The sequence below is a fragment of the Streptomyces sp. AM 4-1-1 genome (genome assembly GCF_029167625.1).
Classification (GTDB): Bacteria; Actinomycetota; Actinomycetes; order Streptomycetales; family Streptomycetaceae; genus Streptomyces.
On the sequence record NZ_CP119145.1, the window covers coordinates 6,730,788 to 6,747,712 of the forward strand.

At 73.0% G+C, this 16,925-nt stretch carries 15 protein-coding genes; 6 read left to right on the forward strand and 9 right to left on the reverse strand.

What is annotated here, in order from left to right; genetic code table 11:
- Window positions 1-233: 233 nt before the first annotated feature.
- The 3 genes from PZB75_RS28600 to PZB75_RS28610 all read right to left on the reverse strand — a co-directional run bounded on the left by PZB75_RS28600 (window position 234) and on the right by PZB75_RS28610 (window position 4,380).
- Window positions 234-2,720, reverse strand: coding sequence for an excinuclease ABC subunit UvrA (locus PZB75_RS28600; protein ID WP_275538182.1), 2,487 nt, complete (start codon window positions 2,718-2,720; stop codon window positions 234-236).
- Window positions 2,721-2,782: 62 nt separating this feature from the next.
- Window positions 2,783-3,904, reverse strand: coding sequence for an MsnO8 family LLM class oxidoreductase (locus PZB75_RS28605; RefSeq protein WP_275538183.1), 1,122 nt, complete (start codon window positions 3,902-3,904; stop codon window positions 2,783-2,785).
- Between the two features lie 260 nt (window positions 3,905-4,164).
- On the reverse strand, window positions 4,165-4,380 hold the full coding sequence (locus PZB75_RS28610; protein WP_275538184.1) for a dodecin: 216 nt from the start codon (window positions 4,378-4,380) through the stop codon (window positions 4,165-4,167).
- Between the two features lie 200 nt (window positions 4,381-4,580).
- On the opposite strand from PZB75_RS28610, the gene PZB75_RS28615 reads away from it, so the two are divergent.
- The gene (locus tag PZB75_RS28615) at window positions 4,581-5,831 is read left to right on the forward strand and encodes an extracellular solute-binding protein (protein ID WP_275538185.1); all 1,251 of its coding nucleotides are present in this window, start codon (window positions 4,581-4,583) and stop codon (window positions 5,829-5,831) included.
- 213 nt (window positions 5,832-6,044) lie between these two features.
- Here PZB75_RS28615 and egtD read toward each other — a convergent pair whose 3' ends face one another.
- From egtD to PZB75_RS28640, 5 genes are all read right to left on the reverse strand, one after another.
- On the reverse strand, window positions 6,045-7,007 hold the full coding sequence (gene egtD, locus PZB75_RS28620) for an L-histidine N(alpha)-methyltransferase (RefSeq protein WP_275538186.1): 963 nt from the start codon (window positions 7,005-7,007) through the stop codon (window positions 6,045-6,047).
- Complete coding sequence (gene egtC / locus PZB75_RS28625) at window positions 7,004-7,762, reverse strand: ergothioneine biosynthesis protein EgtC (RefSeq protein WP_275538187.1); 759 nt, start codon at window positions 7,760-7,762, stop codon at window positions 7,004-7,006. The genes egtD and egtC overlap by 4 nt, the downstream gene beginning before the upstream one ends.
- On the reverse strand, window positions 7,762-9,129 hold the full coding sequence (egtB, locus tag PZB75_RS28630; RefSeq protein ID WP_275538188.1) for an ergothioneine biosynthesis protein EgtB: 1,368 nt from the start codon (window positions 9,127-9,129) through the stop codon (window positions 7,762-7,764). Before egtB ends, egtC begins: the two co-directional genes overlap by 1 nt.
- Window positions 9,126-10,457, reverse strand: a complete 1,332-nt coding sequence (gene egtA, locus PZB75_RS28635) for an ergothioneine biosynthesis glutamate--cysteine ligase EgtA (protein WP_275538189.1) — start codon at window positions 10,455-10,457, stop codon at window positions 9,126-9,128. Before egtA ends, egtB begins: the two co-directional genes overlap by 4 nt.
- Before the next feature lie 197 nt (window positions 10,458-10,654).
- Window positions 10,655-11,122, reverse strand: a complete 468-nt coding sequence (locus PZB75_RS28640) for a type II toxin-antitoxin system PemK/MazF family toxin (protein WP_275538190.1) — start codon at window positions 11,120-11,122, stop codon at window positions 10,655-10,657.
- Window positions 11,123-11,192: 70 nt separating this feature from the next.
- On the opposite strand from PZB75_RS28640, the gene PZB75_RS28645 reads away from it, so the two are divergent.
- The 3 genes from PZB75_RS28645 (at window position 11,193) to PZB75_RS28655 (ending at window position 13,766) form a co-directional block, all read left to right on the forward strand.
- On the forward strand, window positions 11,193-12,335 hold the full coding sequence (locus tag PZB75_RS28645) for a glycosyl hydrolase family 18 protein (protein WP_275538191.1): 1,143 nt from the start codon (window positions 11,193-11,195) through the stop codon (window positions 12,333-12,335).
- Between the two features lie 71 nt (window positions 12,336-12,406).
- Window positions 12,407-13,429 carry a LacI family DNA-binding transcriptional regulator gene (locus tag PZB75_RS28650; RefSeq protein ID WP_275538192.1) on the forward strand — a complete coding sequence of 341 codons (1,023 nt, stop codon included), beginning with the start codon at window positions 12,407-12,409 and terminating at the stop codon, window positions 13,427-13,429.
- A 55-nt stretch (window positions 13,430-13,484) separates the two neighbouring features.
- Window positions 13,485-13,766: a hypothetical protein gene (locus PZB75_RS28655; protein WP_275538193.1), complete on the forward strand. Its 282-nt coding sequence runs from the start codon at window positions 13,485-13,487 to the stop codon at window positions 13,764-13,766.
- A gap of 86 nt (window positions 13,767-13,852) precedes the next feature.
- Here PZB75_RS28655 and trxA read toward each other — a convergent pair whose 3' ends face one another.
- Window positions 13,853-14,224 carry a thioredoxin gene (gene trxA / locus PZB75_RS28660; protein WP_275538194.1) on the reverse strand — a complete coding sequence of 124 codons (372 nt, stop codon included), beginning with the start codon at window positions 14,222-14,224 and terminating at the stop codon, window positions 13,853-13,855.
- Between the two features lie 114 nt (window positions 14,225-14,338).
- Here trxA and PZB75_RS28665 point away from each other — a divergent pair, with 114 nt between their 5' ends.
- Both PZB75_RS28665 and PZB75_RS28670 read left to right on the forward strand, forming a co-directional pair.
- The gene (locus PZB75_RS28665; RefSeq protein ID WP_275538195.1) at window positions 14,339-15,808 is read left to right on the forward strand and encodes an NAD(P)/FAD-dependent oxidoreductase; all 1,470 of its coding nucleotides are present in this window, start codon (window positions 14,339-14,341) and stop codon (window positions 15,806-15,808) included.
- Between the two features lie 393 nt (window positions 15,809-16,201).
- Window positions 16,202-16,879: a 4'-phosphopantetheinyl transferase superfamily protein gene (locus PZB75_RS28670; RefSeq protein WP_275538905.1), complete on the forward strand. Its 678-nt coding sequence runs from the start codon at window positions 16,202-16,204 to the stop codon at window positions 16,877-16,879.
- Window positions 16,880-16,925 lie beyond the last annotated feature (46 nt).

Consider the following 16,925-nt stretch of genomic DNA (forward strand, 5'->3'; position numbering starts at 1 on the left):
GGGGTGAGACAGCAAGCGGATCGCGCGGCTCGGCCGCGCCCGGGGGTGAGGGCGCGGCCCGTTCCTGTGAGTCCCGGCCGGGGTCACGTGCCCCACGACACACAGCCGCCGTGGGGCATGCCCATAATTGGTCTGGACCATCATGTGGTCAATGTTCTTTGCCTTTTCATTCCCTACTCTTGCCTGGAGCGGTAACTCCGCTTCTCACCGCACCGGTTGGGAATGTCCGGCGTTCAGCGCGCCCGGAGGGCGGCGGAGAGGTACGGCGCGGTACGGCTGTCCGCCGCCCCGGCCACCTCGCCCGGGGGGCCCGCCGCGACGATCCGGCCGCCCCGGTCACCACCGCCCGGACCCAGGTCGATCACCCAGTCGGCGCCCGCCACCACGGCCATGTCGTGTTCGACGACCACCACCGTGCCGCCGGCCTCCACCAGCCCGTGCAACTGCCGCATCAGCACCTCGACATCGGCCGGATGCAACCCCGTCGTCGGCTCGTCCAGGAGGTACACCGTCCGTCCGCGCCGGGTCCGCTGCAACTCGGTCGCGAGCTTGATCCGCTGCGCCTCGCCGCCGGACAGCTCCGTGGCCGGCTGACCGAGTGTCAGATAGCCGAGTCCGACATCGAGCAGGGTCCGCAGACCGCGCGTGGCGGCGGGGGTGCCGGCGAAGAACTCGGCCGCCGACTCCACGGTCAGGCCGAGCACCTGCGCGATGTCCAGGCCGCGCAGCGTGACTTCCAGCGTCCGCGGGTTGTAGCGCGCGCCGTGACAGTCCGGGCAGGGGGTGTACGTACTGGGCAGGAACAGCAGCTCCACGGAGACGAAACCCTCGCCCTGACAGGTCTCGCACCGCCCGCCCGGCACGTTGAACGAGAACCGCCCCGCCCGGTAACCGCGCTCGCGCGCCTCGTCCGTCGCGGCGAACAGCTTCCGTACGACGTCGAAGAGACCGGTGTACGTCGCCAGATTGGAGCGGGGCGTACGGCCGATGGGCTTCTGGTCCACCTGCACCAGCCGGTCCACCGCGTCCAGCCCCGACACCGACGCGCACCCGGAGAGAGCCACCGCCCTCCCGGAACTCCCGGAGTCGCCGGACGCCTCCGGAGCTCCGCGACCCTCCGGACCCCCATCGCCTTCCGGCCCCCCACCGGTGCCTTCGCGGTCCCCGGCGAGCACCCCCGCCAGCACCTGCCCGACCAGCGTCGACTTCCCCGAGCCCGAAACCCCGGTGACCGCCGTGAACACCCCCAGCGGGAACGCCGCGTCCACCCCGCGCACATTGTGCCGCTCGACCCCGTCGAGCCTCAGCCAGCCGGAGGGCACCCGCGGTTCCCGGACCGGCGGCGGGTCCTCGTCGAACAGGAAGCGCCGTGTCGCCGACCCGGTCACCTGGGCCAGACCGGCCGGGGGCCCGCTGTGCAGCACCCTGCCACCGTGCTCGCCCGCCAGCGGGCCCACGTCGACCAGCCAGTCCGCCCGCCGCACCACGTCCATCTGGTGCTCCACCACGAAGACCGTGTTCCCGGCCTCCTTCAGCCGTACCAGTACCGCGAGCAGCGCCTCGGTGTCCGCCGGGTGGAGACCCGCCGACGGTTCGTCGAGCACATAGACGACTCCGAACAGCCCCGACCTCAACTGGGTCGCGAGCCGCAGCCGTTGCAGTTCCCCGGAGGAGAGCGTCGGCGCGGTGCGGTTCAGGCTCAGATAGCCGAGACCCAGTTCGGTGACCGTCGCGATCCGGGCCAGCAGATCGGCCGTCAGCACCCGGGCAGTCCCGCCACCGTCCGCCGCCGACAGGACGTCGGCCAGGGAGGCGAGGGGCAGCGCGGCCAGTTCGGCGATCGTCCGCCCGGCGAACGTGACCGCCATCGCCTCGGGGCGCAGTCCGCCACCGCCGCAGACCGGGCACGGCTCACTGGTCAGGAACCGCTCGGCCTTCGCCCGCAGCGACCGGCTCCTGGTGTCGGCGAACGTGTGCGTCACATAGCGCCGCGCACTCATGTACGTGCCCTGGTAGGGGCGTTGGATGCGCCCCGCGTCGCGTACCGGATGGACCGTGACCACCGGCTGCTCGTCGGTGAAGAGAATCCAGGTCCGGTCCTCCGGAGCCAGCTCGCGCCACGGCCGGTCGATGTCGTACCCCAGCGCGTCCAGCACATCGCGGAGGTTCTTGCCCTGCCAGGCGCCCGGCCACGCCGCGACGGCGCCCTCCCGGATCGACAGCGACGGGTCGGGCACGAGCAGTTCCTCGCTGGTGCGGTGCACGCGCCCCAGCCCGTGGCACTCGGGGCACGCCCCGGCGGCCGTGTTCGGCGAGAAGGAGTCCGAGTCGAGACGCCCGGCCCCGGCCGGGTAGTCACCGGCCCGCGAGAACAGCATCCGCAGCGAATTGGAGAGCGTGGTGACCGTGCCGACCGACGACCGGGCGCCGGGCGCGGAACGCCGCTGCTCCAGGGAGACCGCGGGCGGCAGCCCGGTGATCTCCCCCACCTCGGGTGCCCCCACCTGGTGGATCAGCCGCCGGGCGTACGGCGCGACGGACTCGAAGTAGCGGCGCTGCGCCTCGGCGTAGATCGTCCCGAACGCCAGTGAGGACTTGCCCGAGCCGGAGACCCCGGTGAAGACGGTCAGGGTGTCCCGGGGGATGTCGACGTCGACGTTCCGCAGATTGTGCTCACGGGCGCCGCGCACCCGGACGTACGGATCGTGGGGCGTGGACATCGGCGCGGGAACTCCGTACGGATCGGGACGGAACGGTTGGTGTCGGTCGAACAGTCCGAATTCTACCGCTGTGACCGGTGACGGTCGCCCGGAAGGGACGTGCGCGCCGGCGGCCCTCCTCCCGGACGCGCGTCGCCGGTCACGGCCCGGACCTCCGGCGTGCCCCGGCCGTCGGCGAGACCCGCCAGCCGGGCGAGCCGGCGCAGGGAGTCGACCAGCGCTTCGCGGTCGTACGTACTGGTCGTGACCAGCACCTCGTCCGCCCCGGTCGCGGCGACAACGGCTTCGAGTTCCCCGGCCACCTGCTCCTCGGTGCCCTGGACGCCGCCGCTCAGCCCGCGCTCGTACAGATCGCGCTCCCTCCCGGTCATGGCGGGGACCAGTGCCTCGATCCGCTCCGGCGGGGCGAGCGGCGGGAAGATGCCGTGGGTCCGGGAGTACGCCATCGACCAGGACTCCGGCATCAGCAGCCGGCGGGCCTCCTCGGGAGATCCGGCGACCGCGACGCTCCCCGACACCACGACGTACGGGTGTGCGTTGCGGGCGGAGGGCCGGAACTCGCGCCGGTAGCGCTCGACGGCGCGCAGCAGCTTCGGGCAGTCGCGCAGATCACCCACGACCAGGGGGAGCCCGGCCGCGGCCGCGACGGCGGCGCCCTCCCCGATCGCGAGGACGTACGCGGGGATGCGCAGCCCCTCGGCCGGACGGGCGTGCACATGCGGGTGGTCGCGCTGGGTGCCGTCCAGCCAGCCCAGCAGTTCAGCGAGCTGCCCCGCGAAGTCCTCGGCGTCCTCCTTGCCGCGTCCGAGCGCCCCGCGGACCGCGTCGGTGAACCCGACGGAGCGCCCCAGGCCCATGTCGATCCGGCCGGGGAAGAGGGATTCCAGGACCCCGAACTGCTCGGCGACGACGAACGGCCGGTGGTTGGGCAGCATCACCCCGCCGGTGCCCACCCGGACGGTGGAGGTCGCGGCGGCGACCGCGGCGGCCAGGACCGTCGGCGCCGAGCCCGCCACCCCCGGCACGCTGTGGTGCTCGGAGACCCAGAACCGGTGATAGCCGAGCGCTTCGGCCTCCACGGCCAGGGCCACGGTGTCGCGCAGGGCGGCCGGACCGTCGTACCCCTCACGGGTGCGGGAACGGTCGAGCAGGGAGAACCGGGTCGAGGTGATCAGCGGGCTCACGCTCTCTTCAACGCGCCCGCGCCGTCAGGATTCCCCTACGCGCGACCGTCCGCGGTCCGCGGTCCGCCGTTCGCTGTTCGCGGTCCGCCGGGTGGACGGCGAGCCGCGCGCCGGGCCGTGCCCCGCACGGCGGATGGGCGGGGCACAGCCCGCGGCAGTGCGAGAGGCGCGTCGGATCACGGGGGGAGTCGTCCGGGTCCGTGCGCCCGTCGCACGCCTGCCAGGGGATACGGGACAGCTCCTGGTGCACGCGTGGCGCGTCAGCCGTCGCCGTCGAGCCGGAAGCCGATTTTGAGGGTCACCTGGAAGTGCTCGATCCGGCCATCCTCGATGTGGCCCCGGACCTCTTTGATCTCGAACCAGTCGAGATTGCGCAACGTTTCCGACGCCCTCGCCACCCCCTTGCGAACGGCGTCATCGACCCCTTCGTGGGAGGTTCCTACGATTTCTGTGACCCGGTAGACGTGGTTTGTCATCTTATGTCTCCTCTCCTGGTTCCACGGTGCACCACCTGGGACGAGTGCGCGAGAGGTCATGGCGCAGAATGGGCGGACAGTGGGCCTTGACCGGAGCAATGGTCCATACCAAAATCCAGCCACGCCCGTGCGAGCGCCGCCCGCAATCCCCCACACATCGGGTTCAGATTTCGTCGTGTTGTTTCGCAGAAGGTGACCCCGTGAAAAACCGCATACTCGCTGGAGCCGTCGCGCTCGTTTCCTCCGTCGCGCTCGGCGGATGCGGCTACTTTTCGAGCGCGTCAGGCAAGAGCACCGTCACCGTCTGGCTGATGAAGGACAGTGTCTCGTCCGACTTCCTGAAACGTTTCACGACGTCGTACGAGAAGGAACACCCCTCCGTCGAACTGGAATTCAAGATTCAGGAGTGGAGTGGCATCGGTCCCAAGGTGACGGCCGCCCTCAAGGGCAAGGACGCCCCCGATGTCATCGAGGTCGGCAATACCCAGGTCGCCCAGTACGCGGAGAGCGGCGGGCTCCGCGATCTGACCCTGGAATCGATGCGTGACCTCGGCCGGGACGACTGGCTGCCCGGTCTCGCCGACCCCGGCAGCATCAACGGCGTCCAGTACGGCGTCCCCTGGTACGCGGCCAACCGCGTGGTGATCTACAACAAGGAACTCTTCCAGCAGGCGGGCATCAAGGCCCCGCCGAAGACCCGTGAGGAGTGGGTCCAGAACTCCAAGGAGCTGAACCGGGACGGTAATCAGGGGATCTACCTCGCGGGCCAGAACTGGTACGTACTCGCCGGATTCATCTGGGACGAGGGCGGGGAACTGGCCACCGAGAACGGTGGCGAATGGCAGGGCGCGCTCGCCACCCCCGCGGCGCTCAAGGGCATGGCTTTCTACAAGGAACTCCAGCAGTACGGACACGGCCCGAAGAACGCCGACGAGCAGAAGCCCCCGCAGTCCGACGTGTTCGCGAAGGGCGACGTCGCCCAGATCATCGATGTCCCCGGCAGCGCGAAGCTGATCGAGCAGAAGAACCCCGAACTCAAGGGGAAACTCGGCTACTTCCCGATCCCCGGCAAGACCGCGAAAGAGCCTGGTTCCGTCTTCACCGGCGGCTCCGACCTGATCGTCCCCGAGAAGGCCGACCACCGCAGCGAGGGCATCGCCGTGATCAAGGCCCTGGCGAGCGAGAAGTGGCAGACGGATCTGGCCAGAACCATGAGTTACGTGCCCAACAAGCCTGGCCTCGCTCACGTCATCGAGGGTCAGGAGGGTACCGCCGCGATGGCGCAGGGCGCCACCAAGGGCCGGGCCACACCCAACTCGCCCCAGTGGGCGGCGGTCGAGGCCGCCAACCCGATCAAGCCGTACATGACGGCCGTCCTCCAGGGGCGTGACCCGCTGGCGGAGGCGAAGGCGGCGTCCGAGCACATCTCGGGCATGCTCGCGGGCAACTGACCCGCCCGTCTGACCCGCCCGTCTGACCCGGGCGGCGGGTCCGGGCCGCGGGTCCGGCGGCGGAGGTCCGCCGGTCCCGGGGCCGCCCGGCGCCGGCCCCGCGCCCCGTGGCCGGATGACCGGGGTGTCCGTCAGGCGGACACCCCGGGTACCGCACGCCGTGCCACGGCCGGGAAGCGGGCGGCGCGCACGCCCGGCCCCGGCCGGCGCCGCTCAGACCGCCGTGGCCAACGACAGCGCGAACCGGTCCGCGGAATCCGTCCACCACTGGTCCAGCCGAAGTCCGGCGGCGGCCAGTTCGCCCCCGATGCCCTCCTTCCGGAACTTCGCGGACACCTCGGTGCGCACCTCCTCCCCGGCCTCGAACGGCACCACCAGATCCAGTTCGGGGATCTTCACCGAGAGCGCCCGGCGGGCACGCAGCCGCATCTCGATCCATTCGTGGTGCGGGTCCCAGACCGCCACATGGCCGAAGTCGTCGCGGTCGAAGTCCGCGCCCAGTTCCCGGTTGACGACCGCGAGCACGTTCTTGTTGAACCGGGCCGTCACCCCGGCCGCGTCGTCGTACGCGGCGACCAGCGTCGCCTCGTCCTTCACCAGGTCCGTGCCGAGCAGCAGCCCGTCGCCGGGGGAGAGCAGCGACCGTACGGAGTGCAGAAACGCGGCCCGCTCGTCCGGCAGCAGATTGCCGATCGTGCCGCCCAGGAACGCGACCAGCCGAGGCCCCGGTGTGCCGGGCAGCGCGAGCCCCCGGGTGAAGTCCGCGATCAGCGCGTGCACGGACAGTCCGGGGCGGTCGGCGAGCAGCGATTCGGCCGCGCCCCGCAGCGCGCTCTCGCTCACGTCGACGGGCACGTAGCTGTGCAGCGAGGGCAGCGCGTCCAGCAGATGGCGCGTCTTCTCGGACGAACCGGAACCCAGCTCGACGAGGGTCCGGGCCCCGGACACCTCGGCGATCCGCGCCGCGCGGGCGAGCAGGATCTCCCGTTCGGCGCGGGTCGGGTAGTACTCGGGCAGCCGGGTGATCTCCTCGAAGAGTTCGCTGCCGCGCGCGTCGTAGAACCACTTGGGCGGCAGTGTCTTGGGGCGCCGGGTCAGCCCCGTGCGCACATCGGCGCGCAACGCCGCGTCCGTGGCGTCCTCGGGCAGGGTGCGGGTCAGCAGGAAGGGACTCACGCTGTGTGCTCCTTGAGCGGGGTCAGCAGGACTTCGGTGCGGGTGGCGGTGAGCAGGGTGCGGTCGGGCACCTCGCGCCAGGACGGGTCGTCGTCGTACGGCTCCGAGGCCACGACCGTGCGGCCCGGCCCCGGGCCGGCGAGATACCAGAGGGTGTCGCCCCATGTGGTGGCCGCGATCGTCGCGCCGTCGGTGAGGAGCAGGTTCAGCCGCGAGCCGGGAGCCGCCGCCCCGACGTCCACGGTGGTGTCGGCGAGCGCCCCGGACAGCTCGTCGCCCGCCGCGATCCGGTGCTGGAGGAGCGCCCACACCAGCGCCGAGTCGGAGCGGGCGGTCAGGGTCAGCAGCTCGGCCACGGGCAGAGCGGCGGCGAGCGAGGAGACCGAATCCGGCCAGCCCCGTACGGCGCCGTTGTGGCTGAACAGCAGCCGGCCCGAGGAGAACGGCGCGGCCGCCGCCTCACCGTCCGCACCCGCGTCCGTGGCGTCCCGGACGGCGGCGAGCAGGGCCGTGCTGCGGACCACTCTGGCCAGGTCGGTGAAGGACTGGTCGGCCCAGACCGGCCCCTGGCGCCGGTACCGGCCCGGCACCGGATCACCCTGCGCGTACCAGCCCACCCCGAAACCGTCCGCGTTGACCGTCCCGTGGCGCTGCCGACGTGGTTCCCACGACTGCCGCACCAGGGAGTGCGCGGGTGCTGACAGCACCTCGCCGAGCGCCAACTCGGGTCCCACGTAGGCGATGTGACGGCACATCAGGCGTCCCGGGCGGTGCGGAAGCCGGAGAAGATCTGGCGCCGCACCGGCAGGTCCCAGTTGCGGAACGTGCCCCGGCAGGCCACCTGGTCCACGGCGAACGAACCGCCGCGCAGCACCTTGTGGCCCGGACCGAAGAACACCTCCGAGTACTCGCGGTACGGGAACGCCGCGAAGCCGGGGTGGGGCAGGAAGTCGCTCGACGTCCACTCCCACACGTCGCCGATCAGCTGCCCCACGCCCAGTGGCGACCGGCCCGCCGGGTAGGCGCCGGCCGCGGCGGGCCGCAGATGGCGCTGGCCCAGATTCGCCAGCTCCGGTGTCGGGTCGCCGTCGCCCCACGGATACCGCCGGGACCGGCCGGAGACCGGGTCGTGCCGGGCGGCCTTCTCCCACTCCGCCTCGGTGAGCAGCCGGCGCCCGGCCCAGCGGGCGTACGCGTCCGCCTCGTACCAGCTCACATGGAGGACCGGCTCGTCGTCGGGGACCGGCTCGGTCGTCCCGAACCGGCGCCGCAGCCACTGCCCGCCGTCCCGGTGCCAGAAGAGCGGGGCGGCCAGGCCGCGTTCGCGCACCATGGCCCAGCCGTCCGGCTCCCACCAGCGACGTTCGGTGTAGCCGCCGTCCTCGACGAAGCGGAGGTAGGCGCCGCAGGTGACCGGCGCCGTGTCGATGAAGAAGTCCGCCACCTCACGCCGGTGGGCCGGCCGTTCGTTGTCCAGCGCCCACGGCTCGGTGGAGGTGCCCATGGTGAACGCGCCACCGGGCACCAGGACTTCCGCGGGCAGGCCGGCCGCGTCGACAGGCGACGGCGGCTCCGGCGCGGACAGCGCGGCGGGCCCCGCACGCAGCTGGTGCGTGATCAGCATCGTCTCGTCGTGCTGCTGTTCGTGCTGGGCGATCATGCCGAAGGCGAACCCGGCCCGCGCGAGCCGGTCACCTCCGTCGTCCATGCGGGCCCCGTCCAGCACGTCCAGTGCCCGGCCGCGCACCTCGTAGGCGTACATCCTGGCCTCGTCGGGAGCCAGGAGCGGGAGTGAGGGGCGGCTCGCGCGCGGGTGCTCGAAGGCGTCGTACAGCCCGTCGATCTCGGGCCGCATGGCCTCGCGCCCGGCGACGGCCCGCAGCAGCCACAGCTCTTCCTGGTTGCCGATGTGCGCCAGGTCCCAGACCAGTGGTGACATCAACGGGGAGTGCTGCGCGGTGAGTTCGCGGTCGTCGACGCAGCTGGTGAGGAGGGCCGTGCGCGTACGTGCGGTGAGGAGCGCGGCAAGGGCGCGTTCCCGGAGGGAGTCGGGGTCGGTGCCGGGGGCGTGGGAGTCGGGGTGGCCGTCGGCGGGGTCGAGGGCTGCCGGGTCGTCGGTCATCGGCTGGTGCCTTTCCCGTGGCGCGTGCGGGGCGGTGCCGGGGGGTCGATGAGTGCGTAGGCGGGGTCGTCCGCCAGCTCGTCTGCCGGACATCGGCCCCGGGCGACGAACCGGTCGTGGAAGTCGGCCACCGTGTCCTGCACGGCTCGCGTCGCACCGATCCGGGGCAGTGCCTCCAGGGCGAGCTGGAAACAGGTGGTGGCGGCCGTCCGCAGCTCGGGGTCGGCCAGGCCGTCCCGGGCGGCGACGGTCCAGAGCGGGTTGCGCGGCGCGGCCGCCCCGCCCGCCGTCTCGGCCAGCGGTTTGACGGCGCGGTACACGCTCTCGGCGGCCTCCGGGTCGTCGAACAGGGCGGTGGTGACGGCGAGCGGAACCAGCCATCCGTCGTCGCCGGACTGGGCGTCGATCATGCGCAGCTCCAGGTGTCCGCGCGGCCGGACCGGCGGGAAGAGCGTGCTGATGTGGTAGTCGAGATCGGCGCGCACGGGCGGGCGCGGAGCCCCCGTGCGCAGCCAGTCGCGGAAGGTCAGTCCTTCCGGCACGGCCCACGGCCCGTCGTCCCGCCGGACACACATCACGGGTGTGTCGAGCACATGGGCGGCCCAGGCCGCGCGGGGCGGCCGGTCGAGGGCGGGCGCCAGCGTGCGCCAGGGGTCGAGATCGGCCCACAGCGACTGCCGGGTGGAGCGCCATCCGGTGCGCCGGCCCTGCTGGAACGGCGAATTGGCGAACACCGCCACCAGAACCGCTCCCAGCAGGTGGACCAGTCGCCAGCGCCGCCCGTGGCCGAGCGGTCCGGGTTCCTCCGTACCGGCGTCCAGACAGACCTGGACGGAGGCGGAGGTGCACATCATGGCCCGGCCCGCCGGGCCCGAACGGTCGAGCGAGGTCTCCATCGCGTCGTAGCGCGCCTCCCGCAGCCACCGGCGCGGGGGATGCCACGGATCGACCCCGAGGCCGACCGGGGCGAGACCGGCCTCGCCGAGGGTGCCGCGGACGGCGGTCAGATCGGCCGTCGTCGTGTCGACGCATTCCATCAGGGAGGCGGCGGGCCGGGAGCTGAGCTCCACCTGGCCCCCGGGTTCCAGGGTGAGCGCCGCGCTCAGGGGCAGTTCCCGCAGGGCGGCGACGGCGGCGCCGAGGCGGTCGTGGGACACGGGGAGCCGGGCGTCCCCGCGGTCATGGACGAGCCATTCGAGCTCCACACCGACAGTGCGGGGCGGGCCCGTCTTGAAACAGATACAGCGCAGTAAGTCCTCGGCCTCGGCCTCGCCGAGAAGCGGGTCGTGGCCGGGCGGGCCGTGTGTGCCGAACGCGTCGGACGGCATGGCGTGGCCTCCTGTCTCGGGGGGTTTCTCCACCACCCAAACCCTTACCCCGGAGTTCGCACAAGAGTGCCCCCGCGTGGTGGAAACGGGTCGCGCCCGTGCCGCCGGGGCGCGGAGCGTCGCCCGTACGCAGCACACGGGGGAGCGCCGGTGGGAGCCCACCGCCGTCCCTCCCCGGGCCGCTCCGCCCCCCGGGTTCAGCTCCAGCCGTGGCGCTCCCGCATCCGCTCGGCGACCAGCTCGAACCGGTCCCGGTCCAGCGCGCAGGCCTCGCGCCGCATCCCGTCCTCGTGCAGCCGCAGCACCCGGTCCAGATCCACCCACGACGGGCGGCCCGAGCTGTCCCAGGGCCCGGCGCCGAGCCCCACCCACTCGCGAGCCCCGTCGTGCTGCTTGCTGGACAGCTGCACGGCCAGCAGCGTGCCCGTCGCCTCACGGGCCACCACCAGGACCGGGCGGTCCTTGCCCCGCCCGTCGTTCTCCTCGAACGGCACCCAGGTCCAGACGATCTCTCCCGGATCGGGGTCACCGTCGCGGTCGGGGGCGTACCTGGTCCGGACCGGGCCCACATCGCGCGGGTCGGCCTCGGACGTGGCGGTCGGGCCGGTGCGGCCGGGGAAGTCGGTCGGGTCATCCGTGCTGTCGGTGCGGTACTGAATGCTCATCGGAATACCGTAGAACCTGTACGGCCCTTTCCATGGAGCGGGTCCGTCGAACGGACGGCAGGCTCGGACCATGTCCCTCGTACGGCTCTCCCGCTCCGCGCTCCCGGCAGTGACCGTCTGCCTGCTGACCGCCGCCCTCCTCGCCCCCTTCCCGTCCGCCGCCCGGCCGGCCCCGGCCCCGGGGACCGCCGGGCCCTCGGCCCGGACCCCCTCCCCACCCCCGGCCTCGACCCCCTCCCCCTCCCCGGGCGCCGAGGCCGCCCCGGCGCGCACGGTCTCCGGCTGGCTCCCCTACTGGGACCAGGAGAACGCGTACCAGGACGCGCTGCGCCACGCGGACCAGCTGCACACCGTCAGCCCCTTCTGGTATCAGGCGACATCCGCCACCGCCGTCGACGGACACCCCGGAGCGGGTGACCGCCGGATCATCGACGGACTGCACAAGGCCGGCGCACGGGTCGTGCCCACGGTGATGGAGACCATGCGGCCCGGCGCCCTGGCCGCGATCCTCACCGACCCCGCCCGGCGCTCCCGGCACGTGGACGCGCTGATGAGCGTCGCGGACAGCCGCTCCTACGACGGCCTCGACATCGACTACGAATCCATCGCCACGACCGGAGACTCCGCCTACCGGCAGGTGCGCGACGGCTTCGCCGCCTTCGCCACCGACCTCTGCCGCCGCCTGCGCGAACGGCACCGGCTGTGCGTGATCACCGTCCTCCCCAGGACCGCCACCACCGGTCGGGTCTGGGACTACGAGGCGATCGGCCGGGCCGCCGACCGGGTGCGCGTCATGGCGTACAACCTGCACTCGGCGAACGGCGCCCCCGGCCCGCTGGCCGACCCGAAGTGGTACGACGACATCCTCACCCGCGCCACCGCGGCCGTGCCCCGGACCAAGCTGGAGATGGGACTTCCCGCGTACGGCTGGGACTGGCCCGCCGACGGCAAGGGCGTGACCCGGCACGTCACCTGGAAGGAGGCCGACGCGCTGCGCCGCGCGAAGGGCGCCCCCTACCGGCTCGACCCGGCGTCCGGCACCCCCCACTTCGGCTACCTCGACGGGGACGAGCGCCGCGAGGTCTGGTACCAGGACGCCCGGGGAGTCGCCGCGCACCTGCCGGTGCTGCGCCGCCACGGGGTGCGCGGCACCGCGCTGTGGGCCCTCGGATTCGAGGATTCACAGGTGTGGCCGGTCCTCGCCCGCGGCTGAGCGGACACCGGCCGCGGAGGGTGCCCCGGAGCGTTTCCCCGGCGGGTGGGTCTGGAAGACTTCCGGACGCCATGAGCCAGTTATCGAAGCAGCCCACCGAGGGCCCCGTACCCACCAGCGCCGACGTCGCGAGGCTGGCCGGAGTGTCCCGGGCGACCGTGTCCTACGTACTGAACAACAGCCCCACCGTGCGGATCAGCGAGGCCACCCGCCACCGGGTCAGACAGGCCGCCACCCAACTGGGGTACGTGCCCCACGCGGCGGCCCGCAGTCTGCGCGCCGGACACACCCGGATGATCCTGCTCGCCGCGGGGCACGCCCCCACCGGGCCGCTCCACCACCGGTTCTTCGACGAACTCCAGTCGGGCCTGCGCAGCCTCGACTACACCGTCGTCCAGTACGGCAGCGTCGGCCTCCACGCGGACGAGGCGGCCCGGGCCTGGGCGGAGCTGCGCCCCGTCGCCGTCGTCTCACCGGGCGGAATCCCCCTGACCCCGCACGGCATATCGGTGCTCAGGCGCTCCGGGGCCAAGGCGGTGATCACGCTCGGGCCCCGGCCGGTGGAGGGCGCCCACGCCCTGGTCATGGACCAGCGGGAGGTGGGCAGTTGCGCGGTCGGCCATCTGCTGGAGCGCGGTCGGCGCAGCATCGGCGTGGTGATGCCGGAGGCACCCGGCCTCGCCCTGTTCGCCGAACCGAGACTGGCCGGGGCCCGGCGGGCGGCCGAACGCGTGGGCGCCCAGGTGCGGCCGCTGCCCCTGCGGTACGAGGAGGAGGCGGCCGCCGCGCTCGCCACCGGCTGGCGGGCGCTGGGGCTGGACGGCGTGTTCGCGTACAACGACGCGTACGCGATGCTGCTGATGCGGGCCCTCCAGGACGAAGGCGTCGAAGTCCCCGGGGACACGGCGGTGGTGGGCGCGGACGATCTGATGCTCGGCCGGCTGCTGCGCCCACGGCTGAGCAGCGTACGCATGGAACTGGCCGCCGGACCGCCGCTCGCGGAGATCGTCGACCGGCTGGTGCGGAACCCCGGCGGAGCGCCGGAACGCCACGATCTGCTGTGCGCCCGGGCCGTTCCCAGGGAGTCCAGTTGAATCCCGGACGTGAGAAGACGTGCGTCGGGCGCCTTCGGTGTCTACCGTCGTGGGCATGAGTCATCCGGAGAGTTACGAGATCCTGCTGTACCCGGAGCCCGCCGAGGGCACGGACCGGGCCCCGCACACCGCCGACGAACCCGGTACCGTCCTGCGCTCCGGCGTGGTGGCGGCCACCGGCGACACCGGGGAGTCCGGCTACCCACGCTACGAGGGGGACGGCATGGCGGCGGACATCGACCCGGAGACCCGGACCGTGGAGGCCCTGCTGGTCGACGGCGCGGAACTGGCCTACGGCCTGACGGTGCGGATCGCGGACCGGCCCGCGGGGAACTGACACCGCGCGGCAGCCGCCGGGAGACCCGGCGGAAAGAGGGAGGGCCCGGCCGTCCGGCCGGGCCCTCCCTCACGCGGTGGCAGGGTCTACTTCTGCTCCTGCTGCTGCTCCGCCACGGACTTGCGCACCTCGTCCATGTCCAGCTTCCTGGCCTGTCCGATGACGTCCTCCAGGGCGGTCTCCGGCAACGCGCCGGGCTGGGAGAAGACCGCCACGTTGTCCCGCACGATCATCAGCGTGGGGATGGACCGGATCTCGAAGGCGGCCGCCAGCTCCTGCTGGGCTTCCGTGTCGACCTTGGCGAAGACCAGATCGGGGTGGCGCTCGGACGCCGAGTCGTAGACCGGCGCGAACTGCCGACACGGGCCGCACCAGGAAGCCCAGAAGTCGATCAGGACGAACTCGTTCTCGCTGACGACCTGATCGAAGTTTTCCTTGGTGAGCTCTACGGTGCTCATGCTCGATACCTCTTCCTCTGCCCGCTGAGACCTTTCCGGCACAACGGTGACGCCCCTTGCGGTATTCCGCCTGCCCGTGTGGCAGCGGACCACACCCACGACCAGACTGGCCCCATGACAGATGCAGCGGATGCCAAGGATGGGGCGGACAAGGTCGACAGCGCGGAGTACGACGTCGTCGTGATCGGAGCGGGACCGGTCGGCGAGAACGTCGCGGACCGGGCACGGGCGGCCGGGCTGAGCGCGGCCGTCGTCGAGTCGGAGCTGATCGGCGGCGAGTGCTCGTACTGGGCCTGCATGCCCAGCAAGGCCCTGCTGCGCCCCGTCGTCGCCCGCGCCGACGCCCGGCGGGTACCGGGGCTGAGCGGGGCGGTGGGCGGCCCCCTCGACACGGCGGCGGTCCTCGCCCACCGGGACGAGTACGCCTCCCACTGGAAGGACGACGGCCAGGTCGCCTGGCTGGAGGGGATCGGCGCGGACATCTTCCGCGGGCACGGCAGGCTGACCGGCGTGAAACAGGTCTCCGTCACCGGCCCGGACGGTACGCGGCACCGGCTCACGGCCCGCCGGGCGGTCGCCGTCTGCACCGGCAGCCGGGCCGTCGTCCCCGACCTGCCGGGAATCGCCGGAGCCCGGCCCTGGACCAGCCGCGAGGCCACCAGCGCCCAGCGGGTGCCCGGCCGTCTCGTCGTCGTCGGCGGGGGAGTCGTCGGTGTCGAGATGGCCACCGTCTGGCGGGCACTCGGCGCCGAGGTGACGATGCTGGTGCGGGGCAAGGGCCTGCTGCCCAGGATGGAACCCTTCGCGGGCGAGCTGATCGCCGAGGCCCTGACCGAGGCGGGCGCCGACGTCCGGACCGGGGTCTCCGCCACCGCCGTCCACCGGACCGGCAAGGACGGTCCGGTCACCGTGGAGCTGGACGACGGCGGTCGGATCGAGGCCGACGAGGTCCTGTTCGCCACGGGCCGCGCGCCGCGCACCGACGATCTCGGGCTCGACACCGTCGGACTGGAACCCGGCAGCTGGCTGACGGTCGACGACAGCTGCCGGGTCGAGGGCAGCGACTGGCTGTACGCCGTGGGCGACGTCAACCACCGCGCGCTCCTGACCCACCAGGGCAAGTACCAGGCCCGCATCGCGGGCGACGCCATCGCCGCCCGCGCCCAGGGCGCACCGCCGCTGGAGACGGACCGCTGGGGGGCGCACGCGGCGACCGCCGACCACGCCGCCGTGCCGCAGGTCGTCTTCACCGACCCCGAGGCGGCCTCGGTGGGCCTCACCCTCGCCGAGGCCGAACAGGCCGGCCACCGGGTACGGGCCGTCGACCAGGACCTCGCGGCGGTGGCGGGCTCCGGGCTCTACGCGGACGGCTACCGGGGCCGCGCCCGCATGATCGTCGACCTGGACCGCGGGATCGTCCTCGGTGCCACCTTCGTCGGTCCGGGCATCGGGGAACTCCTCCACTCGGCGACGATCGCGGTCGCGGGCGAGGTGCCGATCGAACGGCTGTGGCACGCGGTGCCCGCCTATCCGACGATCAGCGAGGTCTGGCTGCGGCTGCTGGAGACATACCGGGACGAGTGACGCCGGGCGGACCGCGTCCCGGCGGGCGTGCGGGCGGCAGCCCGGTGGCGAGGGCGCGTGGGCCGAGCCGGACGCGTGGGGCGGGAGCGGCGCCGGTCCGGTGGCGACGTGTGCCTCGCGGTGCGTCAGCCGTACGGCGACGGCGGCTCCGGGCCGGTGCGCCGGGCCGCCCGTGCCCCCGGCCTCCGGGCCGGACCGGTCCGCGCCGCCCGCCCTCCGGGCCGGACCGGTCCGCGCCGCCCAGCCCCGGACCGGGCCGCGCGCCTGTACCGCCGGACGTCCGACGGCCCCATCTGCTCCGTCGCGGGGTCCGGACCAATTCGTCTTCCTGGAAGCGATCACGCCCGAGGACGGCCCATGAGACGCTGAGTCCGAGAACCCCTGGAGGTGCTTGTGATCAGCCGGCTGCTCCCGTCCCATGTGGCCTGCGCGGAGACCCGGGAGGACGACGCGCCACCTGGCACGCTCTATCCGGAGGAAGAGGCCCTGATCACGAGGGCCGTGCCGCGCAGGCGGCGGGAGTTCGCCGCCGTCCGGGCGTGCGCCCGGCGCGTCATGGGCGAACTGGGACTGCCGCCCGCCCCGGTGCTCCCCGGCCACCGGGGCGCACCGCGGTGGCCCGAGGGCATTGTCGGAAGCATGACGCACTGTGACGGCTATCGGGCGGCGGCCCTGGCCCGGACCTCCGACGCCCTCGCGCTGGGCATCGACGCGGAACCGCACGCGCCCTTACCCGAAGGGGTGTTGGAGACGATCGCGCTGCCTTCCGAGCGGGGACGGATCGCCCGGAGCGGCACGGGCGGCGAAATCCACTGGGACCGGCTGCTGTTCAGCGCCAAGGAGAGCGTCTTCAAGGCGTGGAACCCGTACACCCGGCTCGAACTCGACTTCACCGAGGCGGACATCTCGTTCCGCCGGAGCCCCGGCCCGAGCCCCGGGGGCACCTTCGCCGCCCGGCTGCTGCGGACCGTACCAGGGCTTCCCACGGTTTTCGACGGCAACTGGCTGGTGCACGAGGGGATCGTGGTCACCGCGATAGCACTGCCCGCTCCCAGACCCCAACAGCCCTGAGAACACCAGGCCCTTCAGTCCTGAGCGCGCCCCGCGCCCCGCACGG